The sequence below is a fragment of the Klebsiella sp. CN_Kp091 genome (assembly GCF_040065095.1).
Lineage (GTDB): Bacteria > Pseudomonadota > Gammaproteobacteria > Enterobacterales > Enterobacteriaceae > Klebsiella > Klebsiella aerogenes.
Genome location: NZ_JBEAIO010000044.1, coordinates 12,004 through 32,447 on the forward strand (window position 1 = coordinate 12,004; position 20,444 = coordinate 32,447).

15 protein-coding genes are annotated in these 20,444 nt (G+C 59.5%); 6 read left to right on the top strand and 9 right to left on the bottom strand.

What is annotated here, in order from left to right; all coding sequences use genetic code 11:
• Positions 1-15: 15 nt before the first annotated feature.
• The 5 genes from ABLV17_RS18450 to ABLV17_RS18470 form a co-directional block, all read right to left on the bottom strand.
• Positions 16-1,560, bottom strand: coding sequence for a sugar ABC transporter ATP-binding protein (locus ABLV17_RS18450; protein WP_087860279.1), 1,545 nt, complete (start codon positions 1,558-1,560; stop codon positions 16-18).
• A 1-nt stretch (position 1,561) separates the two neighbouring features.
• Positions 1,562-2,182 carry a DUF2291 domain-containing protein gene (locus tag ABLV17_RS18455; RefSeq protein ID WP_213794458.1) on the bottom strand — a complete coding sequence of 207 codons (621 nt, stop codon included), beginning with the start codon at positions 2,180-2,182 and terminating at the stop codon, positions 1,562-1,564.
• Positions 2,183-2,225: 43 nt separating this feature from the next.
• Positions 2,226-3,161, bottom strand: coding sequence for a D-ribose ABC transporter substrate-binding protein (locus tag ABLV17_RS18460; protein ID WP_015367786.1), 936 nt, complete (start codon positions 3,159-3,161; stop codon positions 2,226-2,228).
• 169 nt (positions 3,162-3,330) lie between these two features.
• Positions 3,331-4,851 (bottom strand): FGGY-family carbohydrate kinase, encoded by a 1,521-nt coding sequence (locus tag ABLV17_RS18465; RefSeq protein WP_308958341.1) that lies wholly within the window; start codon positions 4,849-4,851, stop codon positions 3,331-3,333.
• Between the two features lie 347 nt (positions 4,852-5,198).
• Positions 5,199-6,149: a sugar-binding transcriptional regulator gene (locus ABLV17_RS18470; RefSeq protein ID WP_087860276.1), complete on the bottom strand. Its 951-nt coding sequence runs from the start codon at positions 6,147-6,149 to the stop codon at positions 5,199-5,201.
• A gap of 373 nt (positions 6,150-6,522) precedes the next feature.
• Here ABLV17_RS18470 and ABLV17_RS18475 point away from each other — a divergent pair, with 373 nt between their 5' ends.
• Together ABLV17_RS18475 and ABLV17_RS18480 are read left to right on the top strand one after the other, a co-directional pair.
• Entirely contained in the window at positions 6,523-7,353 is an 831-nt protein-coding gene (locus tag ABLV17_RS18475) for a transketolase (RefSeq protein ID WP_308958340.1), read from the top strand.
• Entirely contained in the window at positions 7,346-8,287 is a 942-nt protein-coding gene (locus ABLV17_RS18480) for a transketolase C-terminal domain-containing protein (RefSeq protein ID WP_348854533.1), read from the top strand. The genes ABLV17_RS18475 and ABLV17_RS18480 overlap by 8 nt, the downstream gene beginning before the upstream one ends.
• Before the next feature lie 44 nt (positions 8,288-8,331).
• Here the strand turns inward: ABLV17_RS18480 and fepA are convergent, their stop codons facing one another.
• The gene (gene fepA, locus ABLV17_RS18485) at positions 8,332-10,560 is read right to left on the bottom strand and encodes a siderophore enterobactin receptor FepA (protein WP_087860272.1); all 2,229 of its coding nucleotides are present in this window, start codon (positions 10,558-10,560) and stop codon (positions 8,332-8,334) included.
• Between the two features lie 236 nt (positions 10,561-10,796).
• Between fepA and fes the strand changes: the two genes are divergently transcribed.
• The 3 genes from fes to entF are packed head-to-tail and all read left to right on the top strand — an operon-like array spanning position 10,797 to position 16,164.
• The gene (gene fes, locus ABLV17_RS18490) at positions 10,797-12,065 is read left to right on the top strand and encodes an enterochelin esterase (RefSeq protein ID WP_348854539.1); all 1,269 of its coding nucleotides are present in this window, start codon (positions 10,797-10,799) and stop codon (positions 12,063-12,065) included.
• Positions 12,066-12,068: 3 nt separating this feature from the next.
• Positions 12,069-12,272 (top strand): MbtH family NRPS accessory protein, encoded by a 204-nt coding sequence (locus ABLV17_RS18495; RefSeq protein ID WP_087860270.1) that lies wholly within the window; start codon positions 12,069-12,071, stop codon positions 12,270-12,272.
• Between the two features lie 10 nt (positions 12,273-12,282).
• Positions 12,283-16,164, top strand: coding sequence for an enterobactin non-ribosomal peptide synthetase EntF (entF, locus tag ABLV17_RS18500; protein ID WP_348854534.1), 3,882 nt, complete (start codon positions 12,283-12,285; stop codon positions 16,162-16,164).
• A gap of 87 nt (positions 16,165-16,251) precedes the next feature.
• Here the strand turns inward: entF and fepC are convergent, their stop codons facing one another.
• Genes fepC through fepD form a run of 3 tightly spaced genes read right to left on the bottom strand, consistent with a single transcriptional unit; the run spans position 16,252 to position 19,039 of the window.
• Positions 16,252-17,046, bottom strand: coding sequence for an iron-enterobactin ABC transporter ATP-binding protein (fepC, locus tag ABLV17_RS18505; protein WP_271032747.1), 795 nt, complete (start codon positions 17,044-17,046; stop codon positions 16,252-16,254).
• Positions 17,043-18,032 carry an iron-enterobactin ABC transporter permease gene (gene fepG / locus ABLV17_RS18510; protein WP_213317422.1) on the bottom strand — a complete coding sequence of 330 codons (990 nt, stop codon included), beginning with the start codon at positions 18,030-18,032 and terminating at the stop codon, positions 17,043-17,045. The genes fepC and fepG overlap by 4 nt, the downstream gene beginning before the upstream one ends.
• Positions 18,032-19,039 (bottom strand): Fe(3+)-siderophore ABC transporter permease, encoded by a 1,008-nt coding sequence (gene fepD / locus ABLV17_RS18515; protein ID WP_015704708.1) that lies wholly within the window; start codon positions 19,037-19,039, stop codon positions 18,032-18,034. The genes fepG and fepD overlap by 1 nt, the downstream gene beginning before the upstream one ends.
• 112 nt (positions 19,040-19,151) lie before the next feature.
• Here fepD and entS point away from each other — a divergent pair, with 112 nt between their 5' ends.
• Positions 19,152-20,393 (top strand): enterobactin transporter EntS, encoded by a 1,242-nt coding sequence (entS, locus tag ABLV17_RS18520; RefSeq protein ID WP_113373831.1) that lies wholly within the window; start codon positions 19,152-19,154, stop codon positions 20,391-20,393.
• Positions 20,394-20,444 lie beyond the last annotated feature (51 nt).

Below are 20,444 nucleotides of genomic sequence, written 5' to 3' on the forward strand. Positions count from 1 at the left end.
TGGATTCCAGCCTGATTAATCTTGAGGTGTTGAAGCCGCGATTAACTTTTCGCGGGTCACCGCATGGCGCGGTAAATCGGCGGTAATGCGGCCATCGGCCATCACCAGGATGCGGTCGGCCAGCGCCATCACTTCATCCAGCTCCGAAGAGGAGAACATGACCGCCAGCCCCTGCTGGGCCATTTTGCCGATCAGGTGATAGACGTCGGTTTTCGCGCCGACGTCGATACCGCGCGTCGGTTCATCAAGGAACACCACCTGCGGCTGGGTCATCAGCGCCTTACCCAACACCACTTTTTGTTGGTTGCCGCCGCTCAACGAGGTGATGGGCAAATTGGCGTCGCTCACTTTGATCGCCAGTTGCTGAATCATCTCTTTTACGCAGGACTCTTCTTTCTGCGGATTCAGCCACCGCCAGGCGCGGCGAAACCCCTGCAGACTAAAATCAGAGAGCGTCATGTTGGATTGAATTGACATCATCTGCACCACGCCTTCGCCCTGACGGTCTTCCGGCACCAGCGCCAGCCCCTTTTTCAGGCGGTGTTGAAAGCGCGATTTGCCGATGTTTTCGCCGTTAAGATGTACCTCGCCGCTCTGACAGGGCATCAGGCCGACCAGCCCTTTAAACAGCTCGGTGCGCCCGGCGCCAAGCAGGCCGTAAATGCCGATCACTTCGCCTTTGCTGAGGGTGAAGGTGACATCATTGAGTTTGTAGCCGCCGCTCGGATGCAGCGCGGTCAGCCCCTTGACGTCAAGCACCGCGTTGCCTTTTGGCGCGGGCTGATAATCAAAGTGCTTTTTCTTATCGCCGACCATCTGTTCGATGATCCACGGCACGCTGGCGTCGCTGACGTTGCGCTCGCTGATAAAGCGACCGTCGCGGAAAATGGTGATATTGTCGCCAATCTCCATCAGCTCTTCGAGGCGATGCGAAATATAGATAATGGTGACGCCGCGGCGCTTAAGCTGCTCGATGACCTTAAACAGCACTTTGACCTCGGACTGGCTCAGCGCCGAGGTGGGTTCATCCATAATCAGCACGCGGGTGTCTTTCGATAGCGCACGGGCGATTTCAACCAGCTGTTGATGGCCAATCCCCAGTTCGCCCAGTTGCGTGTAGGGATCGACGTCGAGCTCCAGCCGCTCCAGCAGCGATTTGGCTAACGCATATTGATATTTTTCGTTGATGCGTCCTTTCTGAAAGAATTCATTAGCCATGAATATGTTGTCCATCACATTCATATTGGGGAATAAATTCAGTTCCTGGAAAATAATGCTGATGCCGACTTTCTCTGCCTGATGGGTAGAGTTTAAAGTCACCGCCTCGCCATCGAGAATAATTTGACCGGAGGAGGGCGTTTCAACGCCGGCAAGCATTTTCATCATGGTGGATTTACCCGCACCATTTTCTCCGATCAGAACGTTAACCTTATTTCGATAGACCCGGTAGTTCACGTTATCCAGCGCGGTCACGCCGGGATAAATGCGCGAAAGGCCGCGGGTTTCGATAATCACTTCAGATTCGACTGGTTGGGGAGCGACGATATCTTGCGGCGTCATATTATTGACCTCCCGGATGAACGATTTTCGCCGGCGTGATTTCTGGAATAGTTTGTGGAATATCCCAGGCCGAGAAGACGCCATACACTTCTATGTTGTCGCCGGTTTTCAGGTTGGCCGCCTGAATCATCTTGACCGCCTGACTGTTAATATTTTTGCTGTATTCGCCAAACAGCACTTGGTCGTTAAAGTCCTGGTAGCTGGCGCCGCGGTAACCGTCGCGCAGCAAGGTGCCGCGCAGGGTAGGGCCAATCTGCACCATCACATTACCGATACTGCCATCGGCGAGGGTCATCTTGCCGCTGCGCGAGGCGCTATCCAGCTTGCTGACGGCGCCCGCCACCTTAACGTAAAAGATGCACGGGTTTTCGTCCTGGGCGCGGTAGCCCAGCGCTTTGCAGGCGCTATCGATATCTTTTTGCGCCTTCAGCGCGCTCATCAACTCCGCCGCCGGGCGGGCGTTGGCGACCACCTGCGGCACGATGCTCTGCTGCCAGGTTTTATCGATGTTCGCCATATGCGGATTGGGCGGGGATTTCAGGTCTGCCAGCTCCTGCTGCGAGACGATGCGGCAGCCGCCCAGCGCCAGAACGGCCAGCGCGAGACAGGTTTTCTTGTACATAATGCTCTCCTCTGCGCCCCCGCAGGGGCGCAACCACCCGAACTCAGGACTTGATGTTGAAGTCCTGAACTTTATCTGCGTTATCCTGGGTAATCAGAATGCCGCGGAACATCACGCGCTGCTTCGCCGGCTTCTCTCCTTTTTGCAGGTAGTTATCCAGATCGGTAACGCCCTGGGCGGCGATGGCCTGCGCCTGGAGCATCACGGTCGCCTGCAGTGTGCCCGCCTTCACCGCATCGCGTTCGTCGTTGCTACCGTCGATACCGACGACGATCACATCGTTACGATTGGCCGCTTTTAGCGCCGCGATGGCGCCAAGAGCCACCGGGCCGTTGCCGCAGATCACTCCTTTGACATCCGGGTGAGCCTGGAGAATGCTATCCATAATGCGTTTGCCGTCGATCAGGGTGCCTTTGGCATCCTGTTTTGCCACGCTGACCATATCCGGGTACTGGTCAATCACCTGGTGGAAGGATTTAGAACGGGTGACGCAGTTATTATCGGCGAGGTTGCAGGTCAGTTCGGCGTATTTGCCTTTTTCCGCCATTTTCTCAACAAATACGTTGGCGACTTCTGAACCCGCCTGGAAGTTATTGTGGGTAATCTGTTCCAGCGCGACATCATCAACCGGAATTTCACGGTTAATTAATACCACCGGAATACCCGCTTTTTTGGCTTTTTCAATGGCGGCGACGCTGGCGGTGGAGTCGGCGTTATCGAGAATAATTCCCTGCACCTTTTTACCAATGGCGGTATCGATCAGCTCATTTTGCTTTTTCACATCTTCGCCATGCGAGAGCACGGTCGTTTTATAGCCGAGGGCCTGCGCTTTTTCGCTGGCGCCTTTGGCTTCCGAGGCGTAATAAGGGTTATCCAGCGAGTTAACCATTATCATAATGGTGCCTTTTTCGGCGCTATGCGCGGCAAAGGAAAAGGCGGTCAGGGTCGCAGCGGTTAAAAGAGTTAAACGTAATTTCATGACTCTGTTCCTGTATTTTTATATTCGAACAAATGATCCCTGAGCGGGCAGGGTTTACGGTCTGAAATTTCCCCAGAATAAATTCGGGGGTTGCGATACATCGTTATGGGCCGGGGTTCTCCTGTAGTGGGTTAATAAGGTTCGTCGCCCAATCTGACGCCGATGGGCATCAGGCCGGCGAATCCGGTTTCCATAATGTTCTGTTTACCGCATGGCGCCACTCCTGCCAGCGCTGCTGTAGGCGCTGGTGGCGGGCCATGTCGGGTTGAAAAGCGCTGTGTTCGGTTAAGAAGGCTTGCAGGTCGGCGGTTTCACCCGGAGTGAGGGCTTTTCGCGCCAGCAACGCCGCGCCGATGGCGGACAGCTCCGGGATATCGCTGCGCATCACCGGGCAGCCGAGCAGGTCGGCCTGGTATTGCATCAGCCAGTCGTTGTTGGTTGGGCCGCCGTCGACCATTAACGCCGTCAGGGTGAATTCAGCGTGCTGGCGCATCGCTGCCACCACGTCGGCGATTTGATAGGTAATTGATTCCAGCGCCGCGCGGATCAGGTGCGCGCGCTTGACGCCGCGGCTCAGACCGCAGATCACCCCGCGGGCGCTGTCGTCCCACCAGGGGGCGCCGAGCCCGGTCAGCGCCGGTACGAAGTAGACCCCTAAAGTCGAATCGACAGAGGTGGGCAGGGTATTCAGCTCATGGGCCAGATCGGCGGCGGAGAGTTCGCTCAGTCCGGTGCTGTCCGCCATCCATGCTACCGCATCGCCGGTATGGGGAATGTTGCCTTCCAGCCCCCACACCAGCTGGTCGCCATCGTGCCAGGCGACGGTGGTCGCCAGAGCGGCAATATCGCACTGGGCCGATTTGACCGGCGCCATCACCGAGGAGCCGGTGCCGTAGGTGGCTTTCACACAGCCAGCTTCGCCAAGCGCGTGGCCGAATAGCGCGGCGTGTGAGTCGCCGATCATCGCCATCACCGGGATACCGTCGGGGATCGCCGTTAGCCCTTTGGTGTAGCCAAACAGACCGCTCGACGGTTTAATCTCCGGCAGCGCCGCGCGCGGAATACCAAACAGCGTCAGCATCTCGTCATCCCACTCGCCGCGGTGCAGATTCAGCAATTGGGTGCGGGCGGCGTTGGAGTAATCGCAGAAGAAGGATTGTCCGCCGGTCAAATTCCACAGTAGCCAGCTGTCGATAGTGCCGAGGCAAATCTCGCCGCGTTCGGCAAGCTGATAGCCGTCGGGAGTGGCGTCCAGCAGCCAGCGCATTTTAGAGGCGGAAAACAGCGGCGCAATCGGCAGGCCGGTGGCGTGCTTAATGCGCTGTTCCTGACGATCGCGACGCAGGGTGTCGCAGAACGCGGCGCTGCGGGTGCATTGCCAGGTGATGGCGGCGTTAATCGGTTCACCGCTGGCGCGATACCAGCCGATGGCGGTTTCTCGTTGATTGCTGATAGCCAGCGCCGCGACGTTTTCCGCGCCAACGTGAGCCACCGCTTTGGCGATCACCGCCAGCGAGGCCGCCACCAGCGCCTCGCCGGATTGTTCCACCCAACCTTCGCGAGGGGTTTGGATCGCCAGCGGCTGCGAGAACTTGACGCTAACTTTGCCTTTGCCGTCCAGCACCACGGCTTTCGCGTTGGTGGTGCCTTCATCCAGCGCAATGATGAACTCTTTGGCTGTCGCCTGCATATGATGCTCTCCTCGGTCACACATTGTCCTGGAACGGCGGAGAATGGTTTATCTCCGGCCATTGCATGCGTCTACGCAGGCCATGATGTGACATATCGTTATCGCTTTTTAATCACTGAATATATATTCGATAGTGATTATTTATTTGATACCTTAAGCCACAAACCCAGTGATGGGCTACCTGAAAAATCATCAATTGTGCTGGCAATCACATTTCACAGATTGGGAATATGACACGAAGGCGGGGAGGGTGGTTGTTTAATGCATTGAATTATAATGAGTTATTTTGCAATCCCTGTTGCTGAAAAACAGCCTCAGGGATTGTCGAGGCGGGAAACTGCGGTGGGTTAGTCGCTAACCAGTAGTCTGGCGGTGGGGTAATCGGTGATTAAAACGTCGATATAGCCGCCGGTAAGCGCGCCTTTAATTGCCGCGACTTTGTCGGTGCCGCCGGCCAGCGCGACCACGTTCGGGCATTTTTTGACTTTCTCCAGCGCCATGCCGATCACTGGATCTTCATCATCACGCAACACCGGCTGGCCGTATTTGTCGTAGTAGTGCAGGCAGATATCGCCAACCGCGCCGCGCGCCGCCAGCACCTGCAGCATATCTTCGTGATAATAGTTACCCGACGTTTTCAGCAACTGGGAAGGTTCGAGAATGCCAATGCCGACAATGGCGATATCGACCTCGTCAAAGCGGGAAACCACGTCGGCGACATCTTTACTGGCCAGCAGGCGGTTGCGCTCTTCCATGGAGCCTTCGATGCTCTGCGACGGCAGCAGCCAGGCATCGCAGTTAAGACGCTGGGCCAGCGTCTGGGTGAGGATCGTCGCCTGCACGTTGCCGTTGGGCCCGACGCCGCCAAGCAGCTGGATGACGCCGCTGGCCTTCAGATTTTGTGCGTGGACCTCATCAACCATCGCGCGGATGGTCGAGCTCCATGAAGAGACGCCAATTAGATCTTTTGGCCGCAGGCGGGTTTCCAGGTAGTGCGCGGCGGCCGAACCTATCGCCCGCTTGATGGTATGGTCGCTGGCCTCTTCTTCGGTATCGACCACCACCGCCTGTTTAAGCCCGTAGCGATCCTCAAGCCCCTTTTCAAGATTGAGGAAAATATTCGATGGCTGCACGACGCTGATTTTCACGACGCCCTCTTTTTGGCAGCGGGTAATCGCGCGAGAGACAAATGACTGAGATAGCGAGAGAAGTTGGGCGATATCAGACTGCTTTCGTCCTTCCAGATAGTAAAGCGTGGCAATCTTCACCAATAGCCGTTGTTCATCCTGCTTAGCCATATTTATCCTCGAAAATCATTTATCGCCTTTCTTCAGGCGTTTAGCTGCAGCCATTATCGTAGTGACTTTTATCATACGCGAAAAAAAATCACACTTAAGTGTGATGGTGGTCAAATTTTTGCCACTCATCAAAATCGACTATGGACAAAAACAAAACAGCCAGGTCATAATCGAATAAGGAATCATCATTGAATATATATTCAAGGTGGCTTTGAGTCAACGAGTTTATCCGGGCTTCGCCTGGAGCGGGAGGCAGAATGTTCCTGAGTACGGCGCTGTGGTGGAAGGTTAACCACCGGCATGGGGATATCTGGTTTTTTTAGTCCCTGACGGAATAAATATTCCATATTGAAAATAAATTCAGAGGTATTAAATGAATCCCTACAGATTTGATGTCCAGGCGCTTGAGCGCAAAGCGCGCGCCGTGCGCCGCCACATTGTCCGCTTAAACGCCCATAGTCCGGCGGGCGGGCACACCGGGGCCGACCTGTCGCAGGTCGAGCTGTTAACCGCGCTCTACTTCCGTGTGCTCAATGCGGCGCCCGATCGTCTTGACGACCCGCAGCGCGATATCTATATCCAGTCGAAAGGCCATGCGGTGGGCTGCTACTACTGCGTACTGGCGGAAGCGGGTTTCTTCCCGATCGAATGGCTGGAGACCTACCAGCACGCGAACTCGCACCTTCCCGGCCATCCGGTGCGGCAGAAAACGCCGGGCATTGAGCTAAACACCGGCGCGCTGGGCCACGGTTTGCCCGTTGCGGTGGGGCTGGCGCTGGCCGCAAAGAAAAGCAATAGCTCCCGCCGCATCTTTTTAATCACCGGCGACGGCGAACTGGCGGAAGGCAGTAACTGGGAGGCGGCGCTGGCGGCGGCCCATTATGGCCTCGATAACCTGGTCATTATTAATGATAAGAACAATCTTCAGCTGGCTGGGCCAACCCGCGAAATTATGAATACCGATCCGCTGGCCGATAAATGGCGCGCCTTCGGCATGGAGGTCAGCGAATGCGAGGGTAACGATATGGCCTCGGTGGTCGCGGCTATCGAAGGGCTGCAGCAGAACGGTAAACCTAACGTCATTATTGCCAACACCACGAAGGGCGCGGGCATCTCCTTTATCCAGGGGCGCCCGGAGTGGCATCACCGGGTGCCGAAAGGCGAGGAAATCGCACTGGCGCTGGAGGAACTGAAAGATGAGTAATGCAGAACACCTGGCGAACGTGATGGTCGAGGCGTTTATCGCCGCGGCGGAAAAGGGCGTCGATCTGGTGCCGGTGGTCGCGGACTCCACCTCAACGGCCAAGATCGCTCCTTTTATTAAGCAGTTTCCCGGACGGCTGGTTAACGTCGGTATCGCCGAGCAGAGCATGGTCGGCACCGCCGCGGGGCTGGCGCTCGGCGGTAAAGTGGCGGTGACCTGTAACGCCGCGCCGTTCCTTGTCTCCCGCGCTAACGAGCAGATTAAAGTCGATGTCTGCTACAACAACACCAACGTCAAGCTGTTTGGCCTTAACGCCGGGGCCAGCTATGGCCCACTGGCCAGTACCCACCATGCCATAGATGATTTGGCGATAATGCGTGGTTTCGGCAATATCCAGATTTTCGCCCCCTCTACGCCGCGCGAATGTCGGCAGATTATCGACTACGCCCTGGCGTATCAGGGGCCGGTTTATATCCGCCTTGACGGCAAGGCGCTGCCGGAGTTGCATGACGAAGCGTACCGTTTTGTGCCCGGCGCGGTACTGACCCTGCGCGAAGGCGAAGCGGTGGCGCTGGTAGCGACCGGTTCAACGGTGCACGAAGCGGTGGAGGCGGCGCAGCAGCTTGCCGACCTCGGCATTGAGGCGAAAGTGGTCAGCGTGCCGTCGATTCGTCCCTGCGATACCACGGCGCTGCTGGCGGCGCTGCAGTCATGCCGTTCAGTTATTACCGTCGAAGAACATAACGTCAACGGCGGGCTGGGGAGCCTGGTCGCCGAAGTGCTGGCGGAAGCGGGCGCGGGGATTGCCTTGCAGCGTCTGGGGATCCCGGATGGCGAGTATGCGGCGGCCGCCGATCGCGGCTGGTTGCGTCAGTATCACGGTTTTGATGCGGCGTCGATTGTCGCGCGGGTACAGAAAATAGCGCAGTGTTGAAAAAAACGCCCTCCCGGCGGGGAGGGCGTCAGACACTAATATTATCAGAAGTGGGTGTTGACGCTCATATACCAGGTACGGCCGGATTCGTTATAGGTCTCAGCGCCAGCGCCGTACATACTCCCTTTGTCGCCGCCGGTCGTTTGGGCGTTACCCGCGCGCCAGTGGCGCTTGTCGAAGACGTTATCCACGCCGCCGGTCAGGCTGACGTTTTTGGTCACGTCCCAGGTCGCGCTCAGGCCGAGAATGCTATACGGGCTGACCTCGTTCTTCTCGCTGCCGGTGACCGGCTGGCCTTTGTAGTTGTACTTCTTCGGTTCCTGCTTGCCGTACCAGGTGAAGGTCGATTGCACAGAAACGTCCTGATAAACCTGCCAGCTCAGCGTCGAGTTCAGCGTGTATTCCGGAATAATCGACAGGCGATCGCCGGTCTCTTTGTTCTTACTCTGCAGCATGTAGGTGATGTTGTTGGTCCAGTTCACCGTCTCGCTGACCGGCACGTTCAACGTGCCTTCCAGCCCTTCAACTACCGCTTTCGGCACGTTTTCCCATTGGTACAGGTCGGTCCCTTTAGTATTGCGATAAACTGGGGCATATCCCGCTTCAATCTTGTTGCGGTAATCGTTACGGAACCAGGTAACCCCCGCCAGCCAGCCGTCGCGTTTGAACTCGAGGCCGATCTCTTTGTTGATGCTGGTCTCTGCTTTTAAATCGTCATTCCCTTGCAGGTAGCAGCCTGCTTGGCTGGCGTAGCAGCCCTGACCTTTACTGTAGAGAATATAGTTGGGGTTGGTTTGATACAGGCTCGGCGCTTTATAGGCGCGGGCGATACCCATTTTCAGGGTAAAGTCGTCGCCCAGGCCCTGCGACAGGTTCAGCGACGGGCTCCAGTTATTACCGACAATACTGTGGTGATCGAAACGCAGCGCCGGCGTCAGCATGGTGGTATCGGTCACTTCCATGTTGTTCTCGGCGAACAGCGAGAAGATTTCCGCTTTCGAATACGGGCTGCGGCCGGTGCTGTCATAGCCCGGGATTTCACCGCCGGAGAGTTCCTGGGTATTAGAGGCGTTGTCCTTCATGCGCTGCTGGTTCCATTCGGTACCCAGCGTCAGATTCTGGTTAACCCACAGGTCGAACGGAATATTGACTTCGCTGTGCAGCATCACGTCGGAGAGATCGATATCCGAGAACTGGTTGCTGCTGAAGATCCCCTCGGTGCCGCCCGCCAGGCCTTCGCCTTTACGCGAGTTGCGGGTGTGTTCGTACTGCGCCCAGTTGCTGGTTGTCACGCCGTTATCCCAGCCGCCGTTCCAGGTCACGGAGTAAGTATTGCGATAGAGACGGTTGGTCTCTTTACCGTAGTTCTCTTTCACCAGATCGTTGCTGTTGGTGTTTTGCGTATCACCGGCGTACAGGTTGCCCTGGCGGCTATAGCCAGCTTCAAACTCCAGCGACTGCATCGGCGCGAAATCCCAGCGCACCACGCCGTTGATGTTTTTGTTTTCTACCCCTTCACGCCCGGCGGGCAGGGTATCGGCGTAAATGCCGGTACGTTCAGACTGGTGGCCCTGGTTGATATCCCAGGCGTCAGCTTGGGTTTTATCGAGGTTACCGTACATGCGGAAGCTGAAATCGCCGCCCAGCGGGCCGCTGAGGCTAAAGTCGGTACGCTTGGTCGCGCCTTCGTCTTTATGCTCCGGCATGTTCATGTAGGCGTTCCACGAACCATGCCACTGGTTGTCGAATTTTTTCGTAATGATGTTGACCACGCCGCCCGCCGCGCCGTTACCGTAGCGCGCCGCCGCCGGGCCGCGGATAACGTCTATACGTTCGATCATTTCCGGCGGTACCCAGCTGGTATCACCGCGGGTGTCGCGTTCGCCGCGCCAGCCGAGACGAACAGAGTTACGGCTGGTCACGGGCTTACCATCAATCAGGATTAAAGTGTTTTCCGGGCCCATACCGCGAATATCAATCTGGCGATTGTTGCCGCGCTGGCCGCTGGTGGAGTTGCCGGTCAGGTTGACGCCCGGCATGGTACGGATGATTTCAGAGACGTCGCGCGCCGGCGGACGTTTGCGAATTTCATCGGCGGTAATAGTGGAAACGCCCGGCGCCTGTAGGTTTTGCACCTCGGCGGTGACCACCATCGTTTCTTCACCGGCGGCTTGTTTACTGTCGGTGGTTTCTTCCGCCGCGCACAGCGGGAATGCCACCCCGTAGATACCCAGATTGACCATTAAGGCCAGGGACTTAATCCTGTTATTCATTGTAAGTCAGTTCCGCTTTTCTTTGCCGCTTTCCCCAGAAGCCCCTTCCCACCGGGAGAGGAGGCGGCATAAATGTAGCCAGTAGAAGGTGAACGCTTTCCGTAGCCGACCGAGCCAAACGCTCTGAAAAGACCCTCTCTGACCTTGATTTAATGTAATGAGAAGACGCGCTACCCATAGGCGCGTTAATACGCTATTGCAAATGCAAATAGTTATCAATAATATTATCAATAAATATTACCTTTGTTGATAAAAATCACGGTAAACATAGGGTTACTGACGGAATGCAAATAACGGGAAGTGACGACTGGTGGCGGGGGATCGCCGGCCCGCAGACAGAAGCGCTGGGCGACGCATATCGGGTGACCTTCTGGTGGCGCGATCCGGCGGGCAGCGAAACCACGTCGCCGATTCGGCGGGTGTGGATTTACATTACCGGCGTCACCGATCATCACCACAATGCGGCGCCGCAAACCCTGCAGCGCATCCCCGGTACCGATGCCTGGTGCTGGCAAACCACGCTCCCCGCCAGCTGGCGCGGCAGCTACTGTTTTATTCCCTCCGAACGCGACGACGATTTTTCCCCGCAGCTCTTTAACGGTGAAGCGCCGGACCGCGCGCTGCTGCGCGAAGGCTGGCGCAAACTGCTGCCGCGGGCGGTTGCCGATCCCCGCAATCCGCAAAGCTGGAAGGGGGGGCGCGGCCACGCGGTCTCGGCGCTGGAACTGCCGCAGGCGCCGGAACAGCCGGGTTGGCATTATCGCGAGCCAGTTTCGCCAGCGCCGCGCTGTATTGAATGGCGCAGTCAGCGATTAGGAAACCAGCGACGAGTGTGGATTTACACCACCGGCAGTGGGGCGGATCGCCCGCTGGCGCTCCTGCTTGACGGCCAGTTCTGGGCCGAAAGCATGCCTGTCTTTGCGCCGCTGGCGGGGCTGACGCGGGAAGGCCGCCTGCCGCCGGCGGTCTATGTGCTGATCGACGTTATCGACAATCAACACCGCAGCGTCGAGCTGCCCTGCAACCGTGATTTCTGGCTGGCGGTACAGGAAGAACTGCTGCCGCAGGTGCAGGCCGTGGCGCCATTCAGCGATCGCGCCGACCGGACGGTAGTAGCGGGGCAGAGCTTCGGCGGTCTGGCGGCGATGTATGCCGCGCTCCATTGGCCGCAGCGTTTTGGCTGCGTTCTGAGCCAGTCGGGGTCGTACTGGTGGCCGCAGCGCGGCAGTAGCCAGCCGGGAGTGATACTTGAACAACTGCAGCGCGGCGAACTTCGGCCGCAGGGGCTGCGCATCTGGCTGGAAGCCGGCGTGCGCGAGCCGATTATTTTTCGCGCTAACCAGGCGCTTTTCGCGCAACTACGGCAGACCACGCCGTCCGTTTTCTGGCGCCAGGTTGACGGCGGTCATGACGCGCTATGCTGGCGCGGCGGGCTGACGTCCGGGCTTATCCAGCTGTGGCAGCCTTTGCGCCGCGGGCAACAACACGCGCTTAATGAGGAGTGAGAGATGCAATTCAGCAACCCCTTCGACAATCCGCAAGGGCAGTTTTACATTCTGCGCAACGCACAGGGGCAATATAGCCTGTGGCCGCATCACTGCGCGCTGCCAGCAGGCTGGACGGTGGAGTGTCCGCCGCAGTCATTAGAGGCCTGTAACGCCTGGCTTGCCGCCAACTGGTCAACCCTTATTCCAGCGCACTACGCCTCCTGAGGAGCTTTCGATGAGTACACGTTTACCGCTGGTTGCGGCGCAGCCGGGAATTTGGATGGCTGAACGCCTCTCTACGCTACCTGGCGCGTGGAGCGTTGCCCACTATGTTGAACTGCGCGGCAATCTCGATCCGGCGCTGTTGAGCAAGGCTATCGTCGCCGGGCTTAAGCAGGCCGATACCCTGAGCATGCGCTTTTGCGAAGATAACGGCGAAGCGTGGCAGTGGGTTGATGACGCGCGCGAGTTTGCCGAGCCGCAAAGTGTCGACCTGCGCCAGCAGGCCGATCCGCACATGGCCGCGCTGGCGCTGATGCAAAGCGATCTCGGGCAGAATCTGCGCGTCGATAGCGGTAATCCGCTGGTCTGCCATCAGCTCATGCGCGTTGGCGACGACTGCTGGTACTGGTATCAGCGCTATCACCATTTGCTGGTCGATGGCTTTAGCTTCCCGGCCATTACCCGCCAGATCGCCGCTATTTATCGCGCCTGGCAACGCGGAGAAGAGACGCCGGATTCACCGTTTTCGCCGTTCGCCGAGGTGGTAGAAGAGTATCAGCGCTACTACGGCAGCGAGGCGTGGCAGCGCGATAAAGCCTTCTGGCAGGCGCAGCGTCAGGCGTTGCCGTCTCCGGCTTCACTATCAGACGCGCCGCTGGCCGGGCGGGCGACCAGCAGCGATATCTGGCGCCTGAAACTGGAGGCCGATCCGGCTGTCTTCAGCCAGCTCGCCGCCAGCGCGCCGCAGTGCCAGCGTGCCGATCTGGCGCTGGCGCTGACGACGTTGTGGCTGGGGCGGTTGTGTGGCCGAATGGATTACGCGGCTGGCTTTATCTTTATGCGACGCATGGGATCGGCGGCGCTGACTGCCACCGGCCCGGTACTCAACGTACTGCCGCTGGCGGTGAATATCGACGCGCAGGAGACGCTGGCGCAGCTGGCGACGCGACTCTCCGGGCAGCTGAAAAAAATGCGCCGCCATCAGCGCTACGATGCCGAGCAAATTGTCCGCGATAGCGGTAAAGCGGCGGGCGACGAACCGCTGTTTGGCCCGGTGCTGAACATCAAAGTCTTTGATTACCAGTTGGATATCGACGATGTGCAGGCGCAGACGCATACACTCGCCACCGGCCCGGTGAATGACTTCGAGCTGGCATTATTTCCGGACGAACACGGCGGCCTGTCGCTGGAGATCCTCGCCAATAAAGCACGTTATGATGACGTCACGCTGAACCGCCACGTATCGCGTCTGACATCGTTACTGGCGCAGTTTGCCGCCAATCCGGCGCTGCGCTGCGGCGAAGCGGAGATGTTGTCGGCGGAAGAAGGTGCGCAGCTGGCGTTGATCAACAATACCGCGATGCCACTGCCGACCACTACCCTCAGCGCGCTGGTGGCGGAACAGGCGCGGAAAACGCCGGATGCCCCGGCGCTGGCGGATGCCAACTGGCGCTTTAGCTACCGCGAAATGCGCCAACAGGTGGTGGCGCTGGCCAACCTGCTGCGGCAACGCGGCGTGCAGCCGGGGGATAGCGTGGCGGTTGCCTTACCGCGTTCGGTCTTCCTGACGCTGGCGCTGCACGGTATCGTCGAAGCCGGCGCCGCCTGGCTGCCGCTGGATACCGGCTACCCGGATGACCGTCTGCGGATGATGCTGGAAGATGCGCAGCCATCGCTGCTGATTACCTCTGACGATCAACTGGCCCGGTTTAGCGATATTCCGGGACTGACCAGCTTGTGTTATCAGCAGCCGCTGGCTGCTGAAGATGATACGCCGCTGGCGCTGTCAAAACCGGAACATACCGCGTATATCATCTTTACTTCCGGTTCCACCGGACGGCCGAAAGGGGTGATGGTCGGCCAGACCGCCATCGTGAACCGCCTGCTGTGGATGCAAAATCACTATCCGTTAACCGCCGCCGATGTGGTGGCGCAGAAGACGCCGTGCAGCTTTGATGTCTCGGTATGGGAATTCTGGTGGCCATTTATGACCGGCGCCCAGCTGGTGATGGCGGCGCCGGAGGCGCATCGCGATCCGCTGGCGATGCAGCGGTTCTTCGCGCAGTACGGCGTGACCACCACCCACTTTGTTCCGTCGATGCTGGCGGCGTTTGTCGCCTCGCTGGATAGCGATAATGTGTCATCCTGCCGGACGCTAAAACGTGTTTTCTGCAGCGGCGAAGCGCTGCCGACGGAATTGTGTCGTGAATGGGAGCGTTTAACCGGCGCGCCATTGCATAACCTGTACGGGCCGACGGAAGCGGCGGTGGACGTCAGCTGGTATCCCGCCTGCGGGCCAGAGCTGGCGGCGGTCACCGGCAACAGCGTGCCCATCGGCTGGCCGGTATGGAACACCGGATTACGTATTCTTGATGCCGCCATGCGCCCGGTGCCGCCGGGCGTGGCGGGTGATTTGTACCTCACGGGCATTCAGCTGGCGCAGGGGTATATGGGCCGCCCGGATCTCACCGCCAGCCGCTTTATTGCCGACCCGTTTGCCCCCGGCGAGCGCATGTACCGCACCGGCGATGTGGCGCGCTGGCTGGATAACGGCGCGGTGGAATATCTTGGCCGCAGCGACGATCAGTTGAAAATTCGCGGCCAGCGCATCGAGCTTGGCGAGATCGACCGGGTGATGGCGGCGCTGCCGGACGTCGCGCAGGCGGTGTGCCACGCCTGCGTCTTCAACCAGGCCGCGGCCACCGGCGGCGATGCCCGCCAGCTCGTCGGTTATCTGGTGAGCGAATCCGGCCAGCCGCTGGACGTGGCGGCGCTGAAGGCGCGTCTTAGCGAACAGCTGCCGCCGCACATGGTGCCGGTGGTGTTGATCCAACTGGAATCTTTCCCGCTCAGCGCCAACGGTAAGCTGGATCGTAAAGCGCTACCGCTGCCCTCCTTAAGCAGCGAGCGCAGCGGTCGCCCGCCGCAATCGGCTACCGAAATGGCCGTTGCCGCGGCGTTCAGCCAACTGCTGGGCTGCGAGGTAAATGATATCGACGCCGATTTCTTCGCCCTCGGCGGCCATTCGCTGCTGGCGATGCGTCTGGCGGCGCAGCTGAGCCGCGAGCTGGCGCGGCAGGTGACGCCGGGGCAGGTGATGGTTGCTTCGACGGTCGGCAAGCTGAGCGCGCTGCTGGCTTCCGACCTGAGCGACGAGCAGGCGCAGCGCCTGGGCTTCGATGCGCTGTTGCCGCTGCGTGAGAGCGACGGTCCGACGCTGTTCTGCTTCCATCCAGCCTCCGGTTTTGCCTGGCAGTTCAGCGTGCTGGCGCGTTATCTTAGCCCGCGCTGGTCGATTACCGGTATTCAGTCGCCGCGTCCGACGGGGCCGATGGCCTCCGCCGCCAACCTCGACGAAGTCTGCGAGCACCATCTGCGCACGCTTTTAGCGCAGCAGCCGCATGGGCCTTACTATCTGTTTGGTTATTCGCTCGGCGGAACGCTGGCGCAGGGGATTGCCGCCCGTTTACGTCAGCGCGGCGAAGAGGTGGCGTTCCTCGGCCTGCTCGATACCTGGCCGCCGGAGACGCAAAACTGGGCGGAGAAAGAGGCGAACGGTCTGGATCCCGAAGTACTGGCGGAAATCGCCCGCGAGCGCGAAGCGTTTCTCGCCGCTCAGCAGGGGCAGGCTTCCGGCGAGCTGTTCAGCGCGATCGAAGGTAACTACGCCGATGCGGTGCGCCTGTTGACGACCGCGCACAGCGCAAAGTTTGACGGTAAAGCAACGCTATTTGTGGCGGAGAAAACGCGCCAGAAAGGGATGGATCCGCAGGTCGCATGGGGGCCGTGGGTTGGCGAACTGGAGGTGTTCAGCCAGAACTGCGCTCACGTCGAGATTATCTCGCCGCAGGCCTTTGAAGCGATAGGCCCGGTAGTGCGGGAAATTCTGGGGTAACGATAGAGCTCGGGCTACCCGTTTTTGGTAGCCCGGCTCAGCGCAGCGCAAGCCGGGAATGCGATGGTTGAGATGGTATAGAAAAGATTATCGACGTCCCAGCGGCACCACCAGCGGCGTATGCGCCACCGGATCCTCGATTATCGTGCAGCGCAGGCCGTAGATACGCTCAATCAGATCCGCCGTGACGATCTCTTTCGGCGCGCCTTCGGCAACGATCTTACCGTCACGCAGGGCGATCAGATGGGTGGCGTAACGGCAGGCCTGATTGAGATCGTGCAGTACCGCCGCCAGCGTATATCCCTTCTCGCGATTCAGCTCGCTTAACAGTTCCAGCAGGTCGATCTGATGGCTGATATCCAGCCAGGTCGTCGGCTCATCAAGCAACATAATCTCCGTCTCCTGCGCCAGTACCATCGCAATCCATGCCCGCTGGCGCTGGCCGCCGGAGAGGGTATCCACGCTCTGCAGCGCGAGGTCGACAATACCCGTCGCCCGCATCGCGTTATTTACCGCTGTTTCGTCTTCTTTACGCCAACGGGTAAACATCGGCTGGTGCGGATAGCGCCCGCGCGCCACCAGCTCTTGTACGGTGATATCGCCGGGCGTGGTGGCATTCTGCGCCAGCAGGCCAATCCGCTTCGCCACCTCTTTGCTGGCGTAGCGCTGGATCTGCTCGCCGTCGAGATAAACGTGTCCGCTGGACGGCGTCATCAGACGGCTAAGGGTCCGCAGCAGGGTTGATTTACCACAGCCGTTGGGGCCGATAATCGCCGTGAAATGGCCGTCAGGAATTGTGACATTCAGCGATTCGGCGATGGTCTTTTTGCCGTAGGCCAGGGTCAACTGGTCGCCGCGCAAACGGGAAGTTACAGCGGTCATTTTTTGCGGGACTCCTGAATTAATAACGCGATGAGGTAGATACCGCCAAGACTGACGGTGACCACCCCTACCGGTAACTGATAAGGCATGAACAGGCGCTGAGCGCAGTAATCGGCCAGCGCCAGCAGCAGCGCGCCGCACAGCGCCGACTGGGTTAATCCCCAGCGTGCGGTACCGCTTATCCGCCGGGCGATATGCGGCGCGACCAGCGCGACGAAAGAAATAGGCCCGGCCAGCGCGGTGGCGGAAGCGGTCAGCAGCACCGCTACCAGCATCAGCAGCAGGCGCGAACGTTCGACCCGAACCCCCAGCGCGCAGGCGGTATCGTCGCCCATCTCCAGCAGCCGCATCCGCCGCGCCAGCAGCGCGCCGCACGCCAACATCAGCAGAATCAGCGGCGCCGAAGGCCAGGTTTTGCCCCACGTCAGGCCGTTGAGCGAACCGGCATTCCATAATCCGGCGGAAAGGGCGGTCTCAAGCGACGCGCGCAGCAGCAGCCAGGTATTGAATGCCACCAGCATGGCGCGCACGCCGATGCCGATAATGATCAGGCGGAAGGTTTCAATGCCGTTGCGCCACGCCAGCAGCCACACCACCAACGAGGTCAGCACGCCGCCAAGCATCGCCGCCAGCGCGATGGCGGTCAGGTTCTGGCCGAACATCACCATCGCTACCAGCACGCCGCTCCAGGCGCCGGTGTTGAAGCCCATTACGTCCGGGCTACCCAGCGGGTTACGCATCAATGACTGAAAAATGGCGCCGCTGACGCCAAGCCCGGCGCCGATAAGCAGCGCCATCAGCACGCGCGGCAAGCGCCATTCGGTGACCACCATGCTGACGTTACGCGGCGCGTCACCGAGTAGCGCCGAAACCACCTGTTCGATGCTGAGCGGCACCAGGCCATTACCCAGACCGAGCAGCGACACCAGCAGACTGGCGGCGATCAGCAGCAGGCAGCAGAAAATCAGGCGGCGGGAAGGGGCCATCACAGCGCACCTCCTCGCGGCTGACGGCGAACCAGCCAGATCAGCACCGGCGCGCCGATAAAGGCGCTGACCACCGAAACGCGCAGTTCACCGGGCACCAACAGGCGGCCAAGCACGTCGGCAAACAGCAACAGGGCGGGGGTGGCGAGTAGCGTGACCGGCAATGACCAGCGGTGATCCGCTCCCACCAGCCAGCGCGCCATATGCGGCATCATCAGGCCGATAAAGGCGATAGGGCCGACCAGCGCCGTCGCGCTGCCGCACAGAACGGTGATCGCCAGCAGGCCGATAAGCTGGGTGCGCGCGACCCGGCTACCGAGCGCGGTGGCGGTGTCGGCGCCGAGACTCAGGCTGTTTAGCGCCCGGCTGAGAAACAGCGTTACCACGGCGGCAATCAGCACCGGCAGCAGGACGATTTTCAGCGTTTGCAGGGTGCGAATATCCAGCGAGCCGGCTTGCCAGAAGCGCAGCTGGTCATATACGTCCGGGTTGAGCAGGGCGATGCCGTTAGATAAGCCTTCCAGTACCGCCGCCAGCGCCACGCCCGCCAGGGTCAGGCGCACCGGGCTAAGCTGGCCGCCGCCCTGGCTGCCGGTAAACGCGACCAGTAGCGACGCGGCGAAGGCGCCGCAGAAGGCCATCAGCAGCTGCTCCTGCGGCGAAGTGATACCCAACAGCGCCGCGCCGAGCACGATGGCGAAGCTGGCGCCGGAGTTGACGCCGAGCAGGCCCGGGTCGGCCAACGGGTTACGGGTGAGGGTTTGCATCAGCGCGCCGGCGAGACCGAGCGCGCAGCCGGCGAGCAATCCGGCCAGCGTACGCGGCAGGCGGGCATCCAGTACGATGGTACAGTCGGCGCTCTGACAACTGCCGGAAAAGGCATCGACAATCACGGAAGGCGGCAGAGGTTTGGCGCCGATAAGCAGGCTGAGCGCAATCGCGAGAGCTAAAAGTAACAAGAGACCAGGCACGGCGACGGCGCGCACCGTGGTCGTAGAAAACGACATAGTTCAAATCCCTGATATGATAATGATAGTAATTATCGTTATCGATTTTATTCAGGTATGTTACCATGAGAAACCATAAAAATGGTATGAAAAATAACGACAAGGCCCTTGCATGAACCGACCTTCCCGGCTGCTTGATGTCAGCCTCCTGCGCACCCATCCGGCGTTCCGCGCCGTCTTTATCGCTCGCTTTATCTCGATCCTGTCGCTTGGCCTGCTAGGCGTGGCGATCCCGGTACAAATCCAGATGATGACCCATTCGACCTGGCAGGTGGGGCTCTCGGTGATGCTGACCGGCTGTTCGATGTTCATTGGGCTGATGGTCGGCGGCGTGCTGGCCGACCGTTATGAACGCAAACGCCTGATCCTGCTGGCGCGTGGCACCTGCGGCGTGGGCTTCGTCGGCCTGTGCCTGAACGCCATGCTGCCGGAACCCTCGCTGGCGGCAATTTACCTGCTGGGGATCTGGGATGGCTTCTTCGCCTCTTTAGGCGTAACCGCGCTATTGGCGGCAACGCCGGCGTTAGTCGGCCGCGAAAATCTGATGCAGGCAGGGGCGATCACCATGTTGACCGTGCGTCTCGGTTCGGTGATCTCGCCGATGATTGGCGGGCTATTGCTGGCGACCGGCGGTGTTGCCTGGAACTATGGCCTGGCGGCGGCAGGGACGTTCATTACCACCCTGACGCTGCTACGCCTGCCGCTGCTGCCGCCACCGCCGCAGCCGCGCGAGCATCCGCTGAAATCGTTACTGGCGGGGCTAAAATTTCTCTTTAATAGCCCGCTTATTGGCGGTATTGCGCTGCTCGGCGGCCTGTTGACGATGGCCAGCGCGGTGCGGGTGCTTTATCCGGCGCTGGCGGAAGGCTGGCAGATGTCAAATTCGCAAATTGGCCTGTTGTACGCCGCCATCCCGCTTGGCGCGGCGCTGGGAGCGTTAACCAGCGGGCAACTGGCGCATACCGCCAGGCCGGGAGCGTTGATGCTGATGACAACGGTAGGGTCATTTGTGGCGATCGCTTTATTCAGCGTGATGCCGTTCTGGGCGCTGGGCGCGCTCTGTCTGGCGCTGTTTGGTTGGCTGAGCGCGATAAGCTCGCTGCTACAATACACGCTTATCCAGACGCAAACGCCGGAGAATATGCTGGGGCGCATTAATGGCCTGTGGACCGCGCAGAACGTCACCGGTGATGCCATTGGCGCGGCGTTGCTTGGCGGATTAGGGGCGGTGATGACCCCGGTGGCTTCCGCCAGCGCCAGCGGCTGGGCGCTGGTAATTGTTGGCGTATTACTGGTTGGCTTATTACGCGAGCTACGTCGTTTTCAGCGTCCGGAAATGGTCAGCGAAAGTTAAGTGCAACAATAGCGAAAGGCCCCGGATTGCTCCGGGGCCTGGTGACATTTA